Source organism: Acinetobacter sp. ANC 3832 (assembly GCF_002135415.1).
Taxonomy (GTDB): Bacteria; Pseudomonadota; Gammaproteobacteria; order Pseudomonadales; family Moraxellaceae; genus Acinetobacter.
On sequence record NZ_NEGJ01000019.1, the window covers coordinates 37,149 to 50,291 of the forward strand.

The 13,143-nt window shown below is 40.6% G+C and carries 10 protein-coding genes and 2 pseudogenes; 1 reads left to right on the forward strand and 11 read right to left on the reverse strand.

What is annotated here, in order from left to right; translation table 11 throughout:
• Positions 1–159 precede the first annotated feature (159 nt).
• Positions 160–1,092, forward strand: a pseudogene (locus B9T35_RS16925) (IS5 family transposase).
• 53 nt (positions 1,093–1,145) lie between these two features.
• On the opposite strand, the gene B9T35_RS16930 reads toward B9T35_RS16925, so the two are convergent.
• The 11 genes and pseudogenes from B9T35_RS16930 to B9T35_RS16980 form a co-directional block, all read right to left on the reverse strand.
• Entirely contained in the window at positions 1,146–3,575 is a 2,430-nt protein-coding gene (locus tag B9T35_RS16930; protein WP_086192315.1) for a glucose/quinate/shikimate family membrane-bound PQQ-dependent dehydrogenase, read from the reverse strand.
• Positions 3,576–3,750: 175 nt separating this feature from the next.
• Complete coding sequence (locus B9T35_RS16935) at positions 3,751–5,070, reverse strand: carbohydrate porin (RefSeq protein ID WP_086192317.1); 1,320 nt, start codon at positions 5,068–5,070, stop codon at positions 3,751–3,753.
• A gap of 63 nt (positions 5,071–5,133) precedes the next feature.
• Positions 5,134–6,594 carry a right-handed parallel beta-helix repeat-containing protein gene (locus tag B9T35_RS16940; RefSeq protein WP_086192318.1) on the reverse strand — a complete coding sequence of 487 codons (1,461 nt, stop codon included), beginning with the start codon at positions 6,592–6,594 and terminating at the stop codon, positions 5,134–5,136.
• Positions 6,595–6,615: 21 nt separating this feature from the next.
• Entirely contained in the window at positions 6,616–7,479 is an 864-nt protein-coding gene (aroD, locus tag B9T35_RS16945) for a type I 3-dehydroquinate dehydratase (RefSeq protein WP_086192320.1), read from the reverse strand.
• Between the two features lie 67 nt (positions 7,480–7,546).
• A complete protein-coding gene (pcaG, locus tag B9T35_RS16950; RefSeq protein ID WP_086192322.1) occupies positions 7,547–8,176 on the reverse strand; it encodes a protocatechuate 3,4-dioxygenase subunit alpha in 630 nt (209 codons plus the stop codon).
• Positions 8,177–8,193: 17 nt separating this feature from the next.
• Complete coding sequence (gene pcaH, locus B9T35_RS16955; RefSeq protein WP_086192323.1) at positions 8,194–8,919, reverse strand: protocatechuate 3,4-dioxygenase subunit beta; 726 nt, start codon at positions 8,917–8,919, stop codon at positions 8,194–8,196.
• Positions 8,920–8,940: 21 nt separating this feature from the next.
• Positions 8,941–9,348, reverse strand: a complete 408-nt coding sequence (gene pcaC, locus B9T35_RS16960) for a 4-carboxymuconolactone decarboxylase (protein WP_086192325.1) — start codon at positions 9,346–9,348, stop codon at positions 8,941–8,943.
• A 12-nt stretch (positions 9,349–9,360) separates the two neighbouring features.
• A complete protein-coding gene (locus B9T35_RS16965) occupies positions 9,361–10,716 on the reverse strand; it encodes an MFS transporter (RefSeq protein ID WP_086192326.1) in 1,356 nt (451 codons plus the stop codon).
• A gap of 39 nt (positions 10,717–10,755) precedes the next feature.
• A complete protein-coding gene (locus B9T35_RS16970; protein WP_086192328.1) occupies positions 10,756–11,544 on the reverse strand; it encodes an alpha/beta fold hydrolase in 789 nt (262 codons plus the stop codon).
• On the reverse strand, positions 11,541–12,899 hold the full coding sequence (gene pcaB, locus B9T35_RS16975) for a 3-carboxy-cis,cis-muconate cycloisomerase (RefSeq protein ID WP_086192329.1): 1,359 nt from the start codon (positions 12,897–12,899) through the stop codon (positions 11,541–11,543). Before pcaB ends, B9T35_RS16970 begins: the two co-directional genes overlap by 4 nt.
• A gap of 19 nt (positions 12,900–12,918) precedes the next feature.
• Positions 12,919–13,143, reverse strand: a pseudogene (locus B9T35_RS16980) (acetyl-CoA C-acyltransferase); the annotation flags it as partial.

Sequence of the window (13,143 nt, forward strand, 5' to 3'; positions counted from 1 at the left end):
GCTGAGACCTAAGAACCTGATTAAATAAATTGTCCAACTTCCTACCGTTGGCTATGTCTTCTTAATTACCTTTATTTTTTTCTATAATATATCGTATATACAATAGGCTTTGTTGCACAAAGCTGTTCTTAAAGGCTTCTTTAGCAATATAATTTCAATATGAAGAAGCCAGCATCGAAAACTTATCATACGACCAATTGGTCTTCTTATAACCGAGCATTAATAAATCGAGGAAATATCTCGATTTGGTTTGATCCTAGGACTCAATGGTATGCTCACCCACAAGGCAAACACGGACGAAATCAAACTTATTCTGACGCAGCCATCCAATGCTGCTTAATGATTAAATCTCTATTTAGATTGTCTTTGCGAATGGTCACTGGCTTTGTCCAAAGTCTGATTAAGCTTTGCGGATTAGATTGGATAGCGCCAGATTATTCCACACTGTGCAGAAGACAAAGGCATATCGATATTGTGATTGGCTATCAAAAAAGTAGTGATGGACTACATCTATTGGTAGACTCAACTGGCCTTAAGTTTTTAGGTGAAGGTGAATGGAAACGCAAGAAACATCAGCCTGAATATCGTCGCCAATGGCGTAAACTCCATATTGGTATAGATGCTGAAACCCTGCAAATACGAGCTGTTCAGCTCACGACGAACAATGTGAGTGATTCACAGGTACTTAGTGATTTACTTGATCAAATTTCACTTGATGAGCAAATAGACTCTGTCTATACCGATGGAGCTTATGACACAAAAAGATGCCGTCCAGTCATTGCGGATCGACAAGCGCATGCGGTGATTCCACTCAGAAAAAATGCAAGATCTTGGAAAGATACAAAAGCACATTCTCAGGAGCGAAATGAATTACTTTGAACAGTTAAACGTTTAGGCAGGACACTATGGAAAAAATGGTCAGGCTATCATCGTCGAAGCTTGGTTGAAACCAAGATGCATTGCATCAAATTATTGGGAGATAAATTAACATCAAGGAGTTTCCCTAGTCAGGTGAATGAGATTCATGCACGTGTAGCAGTCTTGAATAAATTCACGGAATTAGGTCGCCCTCATACCCAAGTTGTCACTTAAATTTGAGTCGCTTAGGGGAGTTCTACTTTTAAAATCTTTGTGCAACAAAGCCATTACTGATCTAAAGCATAGGCAATCACATAATCACCATGGTCAGGAGATTGGCGTGCACCACCCGCAGAAATAACAACATACTGTTTTCCAGTTTTAGGCGAAATATAACTCATAGGTGTACCTTGGCTACCAACAGGTAAGCGCGATTTCCAAAGTTCTTGACCATTTGAAGAGTTAAATGCTCTTAAGTAGTAATCTTGCGTTGCTGCAAAAAATACTAAACCACCTTGAGTTGCCATTGGGCCACCAATCGTTGGCATACCAATAGGTGCTTTCAAACCCATTTTTATTCCCATTGGACCCGTATCTTGTACTGTACCTAAAGGAACTTGCCATGCAATTTGACGCGTCGTCATATCAATTGCTGTCATTGTTCCAAATGGCGGTTTTTGACATGGAATACCCAAGACAGACATAAAACGGTTTTTGTTTACTTTATATGGCGTATCTTTCATGGGTACAGCACCCATACCTGTATTTACTTTTTCTCCACCATTGGCTTCAACTTGAAGGTCTTCTGGAGTCTGTTTAATCAGTTGTATCCACAAGCCTAAACGCATGTCATTAACAAACATATAACGGTGCGTTGGATCAAAGGCTATGCTACCCCAGTTCATACCCCCCAATGAGCCTGGAAAACTCAGTGAGATATCTTTACCGGGTGCTGTAAATAAACCATCATAGCGCATTGATTTAAAGTTAATACGACACATCAATTGATCAAATGGTGTCGTGCCCCACATATCAGATTCAGTTAAAGTTTGATTACCAATTTGTGGCATTTCAACTGAACGTGGTTGTGTCTTACTGTATTGTTCATCTGGAATATCTGCTGCTTTTACAGCTTGCTCAACAACTTTGGTTAATGGCTTTCCTGTCACACGGTCAAGTACAAAAAACTGCCCAGACTTTGTACCAATGACAACAGCTGGTTTTGTTGATCCATCTTTCATAGGAAAATCAACCAAGCTTGGCTGCATCGGTAAATCAAAGTCCCAAAGATCATTATGTACGGTTTGATAAACCCACTTTTCTTTACCTGTCGTCGCATCTAATGCAAGGACAGAAGTATTGTATTTGTGGTCAACTGGTTGACGGTTTCCACCCCACACATCGACAGAAGAACTACCCATTGGTAAAAAGACGGTATTCATTTGCGGATCATAAGACATTGCAGCCCAAGAGTTCGCAGAACTACGCTTGTAAATTTCGCCAGCTTTAAGGACATAGTTAGGATCTGGATTACGTGGATCAAATACCCAACGTAACTTACCTGTAATGACATCGTATGCACGAATAACACCACCCGGCATATCCGCAGCAACATTATCGGCAATACGGCTACCAATCACGATAGTTGTACCTGCAATAGTCGGTGCTGATGTCACCTCAAAGCGTGGTGCTTTGGTTCCATCCCCTAAGCCTAGAAGTAAATCTACAGTTCCATCGATACCAAAGTCTTTACAGCGTTCACCTGTATCCGCATTGACTGCAACTAAGCGTCCATCGGGTGTATTGGTATAGACTCGACGTGGACATGCCGTATTTGTCGCGACTGTTGTTACAGGAGTCGCACCCGCTAAAGTTGGTTGTACCAAGGGGTGCGTAGCATCAAAATATGCAACGCCACGGCAACGCTCCCATGCATCCGCTGTTGAATTAACTTCAGCTTTCCAAATTTGTTTACCCGTATCGGCATTCAGTGCAAAAATATTATTGTGTGGTGTACAAACAAATACCTTGTCACCTACTTGTAAAGGTGTGCTTTGATCTTCGGCTCCATTACCAGAACCTGTCGTCAAATCACCTGTTTGAAAACGCCAAACTTCTTTTAAATCTTTAACATTATTACGGTTAATTTGGTCTAATGCTGCAAAGCGACTACCACCCGTATCATTACCATAATGCTGCCAATTGACTTGCTGTTTATCTACATCGACTGGAATGAGCGGTAATTCTTGACCCGAAGCAGCCACAGTCGGATGAGGTTGAAACATCTGATAAAAAGCAATCAACATACCAATAACAACAACTGTTGCACCTGTATAGGCGGGTACAACCAAGCTACTTTGTGCTTGATAACGACGAATCGCGGGTAAAGTAAATAATAAAGCGGCAAAGGCAGCCGCAGGGAACATCAAGCGAGAAAATAAAGCCCAAAAATCCCAGCCTGCATCAAACCATGCCCAAATAAGGGTACCTACAAATACGAGCGTAAATAACCACACACCGAGTGATTTTTTTCTAAAAACAAAAATTGCTGATGCTGTAGTCAGCAATCCAGCAATAAAGAAATACCATGACCCCCCCAAACTAATGAGTTTTCCACCACCAATTAAATAAAATAAGCCCGTTAATAACAAGGCGAATCCAAGTATAAAACACCATATTTTGAATATGGGTTGAGGCTTAGAATGAGGTTGAGACATAGATCTTACTCCAAGTATTGTGAGCTTAAATGATCACTTCTTCTGCTTTGAGCATCATTTTCAATCACGGATAATGTGTTGCTTTCGCAATAGATTTGCTTGAGCAATTTAAAAAATGTTTAAATCCAAAGTGCTTTATTATTTGTATTTTAATCACTTTGAATTTTAGGTACTGTTAAAAATTGACGCGCATACTTAATCCTGCAACCCATGCATCATCGACTTCTTTAACACCCGCAGGTTGATGGATATATTGAAGATTTGGACGTAACATGACTGCTGGAGACCATTGGTAGGTATAGTTTAATTCAACGTTTAATTCATCTCGTTGAATGGGTATATAGTCGCTGGCAAATGCGTCATAGCGGTCATAACCTCGGCTTTGATTGGTGGCAATTTGTCGGTCTTGCATACGTTCATTCACCACATAATTCGCCAAACCAAAACCGACAGAATCATTTGGACGATTCTCTAATGGCCCCTTGTACCAAAGTGCGATTTGTTGAGTACTTTGGACTGTCGTGGTGGCTTTATCATTAATTACACCATTAAAGCTGACATATAAACCGCGTTTTGGATCTGTACCTTGTTGAGTTAATTGTTGCTGAGCATTTAGCCAAAAGCTTTGCTTACCGTCATGGACTTTACCTACTGTTTTGACATCTTTGGCTTCAGCTGTTGAATATAATGCACCGAGTTTATATTCCCCTGGTAAACCACCAAACAAGGTCAGTTTGGGTTTCCATGCCAGTTCGACTGGAATCGTGGCACCTTCAACATTATTCATATCAAGGTTAAAACCGTCGCTGTCTGATTGAGTTTTTACGTTGTCTGGATTGACTTCATAAACGCCTAATCCTAATGTCCATTCTGGTGCAAATTGATATTTCACATTTGCACCCCATAACCCGACAGGCCAGTTGTACCAAATTGAACCAATTGATTTACCTAACTGACCGCCACAAAGCAGTAAATTTTGAAATTCACACTGTGAACTATTGAAGTCATCAGACATGCCCATACGTCCAATTTTGAACTGAACCGTATTTTCCGCAAATCCTGTTTTGACCCAAGCCTGTGTTAAACGCCAAATTTTTCCACGCCCATAAATTTCTTGGCTATTGCCTAATGCACTTGAACGTGGATCCTTAATTCGCTCTAAGGTTAAGGCATTGCCATCACGCTTGGTGATCATAATTGCTGCAGTCGTGTTTTCCAACCCCGCAATTTTGTTCAAGTCAAAAGTCGCACCAAGCGTTAACTGCCCTGCATTTTCCAAAGTATTGTCATCGTTATAACCACCTGCCAAATTGGTTGCAGCCTGACTCATAATGGATGCCGTAAATTTATAACCCTGATCTTCAAGTTGCTTACGCTCACCATTCCAGTCACCGAGTAACCACTGACGATCTTGTGACCAAAATTCATTTGCACTGGCAAATTGACTCCCCAACAGAGCGACAGACAAAAGGCTTAATTTAAAAAAGTGTTGCATAACGAAATATCCCTTTCTGTTTGGAAAACTCACACCATATGAGTTTTCCACGTTTTAATTGTTTTATTTAATGCGTACTGCCGGACTCAATTCAGAAGTTGCACCTAAGTGATTGGTCAAAGTCGCAGTCATTGTTGCTAAGCCAGTAACAGGCTTCCAAGATGCCTGCGCTTTTCCTTCAGCATTGGTGGTAATTACTTGTGAGCCAAGATATTGTTCAGCTTCTTGAGCATTCGATTGGCTGTTCGCAAAGAATTCTAATTGATAGCGTTGGTTCGGCTGAGCCTTGATCTCTGCAATCACTTGTCCCTGACTGAAACTTAATATAGGAGCTTGTATCGCTTGATTTGGAATGGCATTGCAGCCTTGTTCATTGGGTTGAGTACAAGTTTTTTGCAGTTTTTCTGCTTCAATGACTACACCACCACCACGAGAACCGACAAAGTCCGCATGTTCAAGTGCAGGAACCCCAAAAATGATTGCACCTAAGCGCTGATTCGGCACACAAGAACCACCTGCCTCACAACGTTTAATATCTTTGCCATTATTCCAAATTAAATTTTTGGTTAATGTCGTACGTGCATTGGCATCTTTTTCGGAACGAATCGCAATACCAATGCGATTGCCGTGTACTTTATTACTATCAAAAATATTACCATCACCAGTTAAGTTAAAACCGAGCGAATTATTAGTCAGTTCGTTATAGGCAATGTAATTACGTTTACCCCAATTAATTTGCAAACCATCTGAATAATTTTCAAATTTATTACCCACAACTGCATTGTCGTTGCCCCATAAAATTTCAATGCCTTGTGAGGGTTCTGGATTGGCTTTCGTTGAGGTAAAAAGATTATTTGCAACCAGATTAAATGCAGCACCACGTGTTAGTTCTAAACCATCACCATTATCAATAAAAATATTATTCAGCACTTTATTGTTGTTGGTCGTGGTTGATGTTGGATTACCTTTACCATCGTCACCCGTCAGCATGACGCCTGAACCACCATAGTTATTACTAATACGGTTATGCTGAATTAGGTTGTTGCTTGAACGATTAACAAGAACACCAATACAGAAGCGGTGAATATCCAAACCTTTTAAGGTCACACCATTAACGTCTTGTAGTACCAAACCCGGTAAAGTCGTAGTACGTACATTGGTTCCATACTGCTCAGGGTTTGCCCCTGGACAAGCTTTAGCACCTTCGCCTTTAATATAATTTGAACCATCAATGGCAATAAACTCACCTGTTTTGTCCCATTCTGTGCCGATAATTTTGACCGATGATTTAATAGGTGGTAATGGCTTGTCTGCCTTAATAATGTATGGTGCTTTACCCACAGCTTGAATTAAGATTTCATTTTCTTGCGCTGCATTGGCATTTGACTGTTCAATTGCCCAACGTAATGAACCTTTGGTGCTATCATCTTGATAACGATCGACAATATAGGTTTCTGCGGCTGCAAATCCAGAACTTACCAATCCTAAAGTCAGTGCTGTTAAACGTCGTGAAGCTAATTTCATGGCGATATCCTTGTCCAAAAATTAAGGGGTCGGTTGAACTATTTTTAAAAATTGTTTTAACTGTGCGACATCAATTTGACCGGGTGCAGAGGCTTCACCAATCATGCCAAAACTCATACTGCCGCCCATATTTGCTGTTGCAATACGAGAAATCGTGCCTAAGCGTCCCATCGACATGGTCAATAAAGGCTTTTTACTTTTCTGACTGACATTGAGTGTTGCATTCATTAGGGTAAGTACATCTTGTTTAGACTTCGGCATCACTGCAATTTTGAGGATGTCTGCACCCATTTGATCTTGTTTTAATAAACGTTGTTCAATATCTTGTTGAGTTGGGGTTTTATCAAAATCGTGATTTGACATAATCACCAAGACATTTTTTTGATGTGCGCGTTGGGTGAGTTGTTCTACGCGCGCTTGATCACGAAACATTTCTATATCTAAAAACTGCATAAATGGTTGCTTTAAATATTCGGTATAGGTGCTCTCATAATCTGCATCAGATATTTTCAGTTGCCCACCTTCATTGGCTGTTCGAATTGTGGCAATTAATGGTTTATTTTTTAGAACTTGATTGAGTTCTTTACCTAGCTTGATCACAGCTTTAGTGTCTGATGCAAAATCCAGTAAATCAATACGAAATTCAGCCATATCTGCATTTGGATTTTCAGCAATAATTTTTGCTTGTTCTAAGGCTTGTTGTTTAGTTTTTGCAGTAATCGGTACAATCGTTTTGACGGGTAATTCGCCAATATTCAAATTTTTAACATGATAAATTGCAGGAGAAAGCTCTTTACTTAAGGGCTCTGCCTGTGCCACCGAAAAAACCCATGAAATAGAAACGGCTAAACATAATTGTTTTACAAACTGATTTAAATTCATCATTATTCTTCCCTGTGATTCGGCAGTGTTCATACATGGACTGCCGAATATCATGAATATATGTTCTAAATTAGATATCTAGAAAAACTGTCTCTTTATCGCCTTGAATATAAATATCAAAACGATAAATCACTTCACCATCACGCTCTTCACGTTTGGCAATTAATGTTTGACGACGTGGCTCCCATTCAATGCTGTTGAGTACTGGGTCATTCGCATTCGCCTTACTTTCATCTTCAAAATACACACGGGTGTTTAAACCGGTGTTAATACCACGAGCGAAAATAATCAAGTTAATGTGTGGTGCTTGAGTGGATGCCTTACGACCCGGAACCGTACCCGGTTTAATGGTGTCAAAATGCCAAATTCCAGTCTTAAAATCAGCACCTGTACGCCCCCAACCATGGAAATTAACATCTGCGACTTTGTCTTGGAAATCCGCTTGGCTTGGGTAAATGCCATTGGCATCGGCTTGCCAAATTTCAACTAAAACATCACGTAAAGGCACGCCAATACCATCAAAAACTTGACCTTCTAAACGAATACGCTGACCTTGTGGGTTGTTTTTAACCAGATCGTTATTAAAGTTATTTTCAAAAACGTCAATCCCTGCCTGTTTAGGCAATAAACCAATATGTACATAAGGCCCACCTGTTTGTGATGGTGTCTCATGTAATTCTTCAAAATTCCAACCTTTCATTTTTTATACTCCATCCATTAATGTAGTTCGTTTTCGAAGTAAGTCGCTCGACGACCACGTAAGGTAATGTCAAAACGATAACAGCGACTATCTGCCTCAATAAAATTGCTTTTATCTTCTAAAGCAATGAGTGCGCGACGTTGTTCTTCTGATGGAATGGTTTTCAAGATTGGACATGAATCAATTAGAGTGTCACCTTCAAAATAGAACTGTGAAATTAAGCGTTGTGCCCAACCATCAGCTATCAGTGAAAAGTGAATATGTGCAGGTCGCCATTCATTAATACGGTTACGCCAAGGATACGGTCCAGGCTTAATTGTACGGAAAATATAAAATCCATTCTCATCAGTCATCATGCGACCACAACCACCAAAATTAGGATCTAATGAACCGACATATTGGTCATTAGGATGGCGATAACGTCCTGAAGCATTGGCTTGCCACACCTCGAGTAATGCATTTTTAACAGGGCGACCAAACTGATCACGAACATAACCATGTACGATTACACGCTCGCCTACAGGCAAACCTTCTTTAGCACAGTTTAAAATTAAATCATTATCTTTCGGCCCAAATTGGTCAGCCGAAAAATGTGGTGCAGTGACTTCTGAAACGGTTTCACCTATTGCAATAAGTGCATTTTTCGGTGAACGTAACACACTGGTTTTATAGCCTGGCGCATATGCTGGCGGATGGTCGTCGGTATTACGCTGTGCGTAAGCTCCCCATAAAATTTGAGACATTCGATCTCTCCCTTAAATACCTTATTGGTCTTCTACAAGTTTTCTAGGCACAATACCCATTTCTTCAAAAATCTCTTCAGCCATATGCATGGCCGCATTGGCAGCAGGTAAACCTGCATATAAAGAAGAATGAATAAAGAGTTCTTTTAAATCGTCTTTGGTCACGCCATTGTTGAAACATGCACGTATATGCATACGTAATTCATCGTTACGCCCAAGTGCGAGTAAAATAGCAATCGTCACTAAACTACGGGTATGACGTGGCATACCTGGGCGTGACCAGACTTCACCCCAAGCAAAACGACTAATAAAATTTTGAAAATCTTCATTAAAATCATTTAAATTTTCTAAAGATCGCCCGACATGTTTTTCGCCTAATACTTCAGTCCGAACTTGTATACCTTGTGTATAACGTTCTTCGTCATTCATGATGAATACCTCTTAAGTTGCGTCTGTATGGGCAACAAATGATTTAATAAGAATGGCCAATGCAGCAGCTGTCGCTGGAATCAGGAGCATGCTTAAAATAGAGCTGAACGACCAGTTGTTACCTAGCAGTACTGCACCAATCCAAGCACCGAAGACAGCACCAAAACGGCCTATACCAGACATCCATGCCACGCCTGTTGCACGGCATTGCGTTGGATAAAAACGTGTACTCAGCACTGGCATTGCAGATTGCGCACCGTTTACAGCCATACCCGCACATAGAATAAAGATGGCTAGCAAAGTTGGACTACCTAAACTTTGGCTAACAATAAAAGCAAAAATACCTGCTGCAAAATAGAATCCAGCAATCACTCGGTTTGGATTAAAACGATCCATTGCCCAACCCACAAATAATGCGCTAAGCACACCACCGAATTGGAATAACCCACCAATAAATGCAGCGCGTTCCATTGTGGCACCAGTTTCACGCATCAACGTTGGTAACCAACTGGTGAGTAAATAAATAATGACTAGACCCATAAAATAGGTAAACCACAATAAGAAGGTTCCTTTGGCATACTGTTTTGAAAATAGGATGCCAAACACACCTTTTTTAGCCGTAGTTTCGTTCTTTTCTTCGGGTACATAAAATTCTGTTATATGTGCGGCTTGCTCAGGCGCAATACGCATTAGAATATTTTTAACTTGGGTTGCTTTATTGCCTTTTAAAATAAGGTAACGGTACGATTCGGGTAAAAAGAAAACCACGACCAACATTAAAATAAGTGGTGCCCATCCGCCAACTAAAAATAGGCTATGCCAACCATAGTTTGGAATTAGCCAACTACTGAAAAAACCACCCACAGCCATGCCTAAGTTATAACCACAAAACATACAGGTCACTAACAATGAACGGCTACGTGCAGGACAATATTCAGAAAATAAAGTGGTTGCATTTGGCATTGCAGCACCTAAGCCAATCCCTGTTAAAAAGCGAAAAATAACTAAGCTATCTAAATCACTTGCATAAGCACAGGCTAAGGTAAAACCACCAAAAATTAGCATCGAAATTGCTAAGATAATTTTTCGCCCAAAACGATCAGCCATTGGACCTGAAAATAAGGCACCGAAGATCATCCCGCCTAAAGCTGCACTCATCACTGGACCTAGCTGTGAACGATCGATGCCCCAATCTTGAGCAAGTGCAGGTGCAATAAAACCCATTGCTGCTGTATCAATACCATCGACAAAAACAATCAGAAAACAGACTGCTGCAATAAGCCATTGATATTTGCTTATTGGCGCTTGATTAATTAATGCTTGCGCATCCATTCCTGATTTATGCGTATAACTATCCTGAGACGCCATTGTTGCCTCCTTAAGGCCAAATCCTTTTTATCAATTACTTTATTGATTTTTCTCGATAAATACTTCTAGCATTTGGTTAAATTCATCGGAGCATTCAATATTCGATAAATGAGATGCTGCTAAAATTGCAATCTCACCCTTCAGTATATGTTCTTTAATGAATTCACCATCTTCCACTGTCGTTACAGGGTCTTTCGAACCACAAATAATTAAAGTTGGAATTTTCAGTTGAGGTAATTCATATAGAACATCTGCATCTGCTAAAGCTCGACAAGCATTTGCATATCCTTTTGCTTCGGTGGTCGCTAGGCTTTGAATCGTTTTTTGCGCCAAAGCATTATGCTGATAATCAAATGTGTCACTAAACCAGCGGCTATGTGTTATTTTAACTAAATCAGCTAAGCCATTTTTTTCAACGATATCCGCACGGCTAATCCATGCATCAGCTTGGCCAATTTTTGCAGCAGAATTTGCAACTGTAATGCTATTAAAACGATGAGCCGCATTTAAACCTAACCACAGCGCCGTGATTCCTCCCATAGAAATGCCACAAAAATGGGCTTTTTCTATATTTAAAGCATCCATAATATCGATCACATCTTCGCCTAAATTAGCTAGCGTCGTGTCATCCATCACATCACTTTTGCCATGACCACGCGTGTCATAACGTACAACTTTGTATTTATCTTTAAAGTATGTTGCTTGCGGATCCCACATCCCTTTATCTGTACCTAAAGAATTAGATAAAATAATGACAGGCAAATTTTCAGATCCATCAACTTGTATAGATAAAGTTTTTCCTTGTCGGTTGATAATAGTGTTATTCACTTTGCCTCTCCTTTTGCTTCTTTAAGCACAGCATCGATCTGATCCTGAATATTGCCTAAATAAGATTCAGGTTTAAAAATCAGTCGTAATTCTTCCAAATTAAAATACTGTTGCACTTCATCCACTTCACTGACTACATCATATAAATGGCACTGTTCAGCTACAGCTTGTTTACAGGCTTTTTCAACCAAATGATGTGCATTTAAACGCCCCATTTTCGGTGCAAGAGCCATCATGACGGCTTCGGCCATAATTAAGCCGTTCGTGCATTCAATATTGCGCTGTATATTCTTACTATTGACTTCTAAACCTTGCAGTACTTCAACTGTACGTTGTAATGCGCCTGCACAAAGCTGAAAAATCTCAGGTAAAGCCAACCATTCTGCATGCCAAGAACCGAGACTACGTTCATGTTCTTGCACCATACTTTGATAGATACTCGACATCAGTGCGGGCACACGATTTGCTGCTGCTAGAATAGATGCTGCGGCCACTGGATTACGTTTATGTGGCATCGTGGACGAACCACCACGACCTTTTGCATTTGGTTCAAACACTTCTGCAATTTCAGTTTGCATCATCAGCGACCAATCACGTGCCATTTTCCCCGTATTCCCTACCACAATGGCCAGAAAGCCTGCAATCTCGATAATACGATCTCGTTCTGCATGCCAAGTACAGGTTGGAACACTCAGGTTTAGTTGTGCAGCATAAGCTTCAACAACCTTAGACCCTTGATCCAGCAGCGATGCCAATGAACCCACTGCACCACCTAATTGGACTGTAAGTACACGTGCTTTCATTTGTTCTAATCGGTCTAAATCACGTTTAAAACTACTTGCCCAACGAGCCGCTTTATGACCAAAAGTAATCGGTAATGCTTGTTGTAACCAAGTACGCCCTATCATCACTTCAGCGCGATATTTTTCTGTAAGCTCAAGTGATGCTACATATGCTTGTCGCAATTGAAATTCCACAATATCTAAAGCATCTCGAGCTTGTAAAATACACGCTGTATCAAGAATATCTTGACTGGTTGCCCCCCAATGCACATAACGGGAAGCATCTTCATCAACGGCTTTTACTGCTGCTGTAAACTGCTTTACAAATGGAATTGCGATATTTCCAGCAAGCCCTGTCGCTACTGCAAGGTTTTCAAAATCAATCGCTTGAATACCTTGAGTATTTGCAACATTTGCAATGATTGTGGCAGCAGACTCAGGAATTACACCAATCTGAGCTTGTGCTTTCGCCAAAGCCACTTCAGCCTGAATCATGTACTTGAGCAAAGCATGATCACTGAAAATTTCAGTCATATCGGTTTGGTAAAATAAACTCGCATATAAGTGACTCATAAGACGACAATCCTTTGACTTAAACCCGTTGAATAATGATTGCGATCCCTTGCCCGACACCGATACACATTGAGCAAAGGGCATATTCTCCACCTGTTGCTTCAAGTTGATTCAGTGCCGTGGTAATCAGACGTGCACCCGATGCACCCAGTGGATGACCAATCGCAATCGCACCACCATTGGGATTGACTTTTTCGCTGCCATCCGCAATACCTAAATCACGTGTCACTGCCAAAGCTTGTGC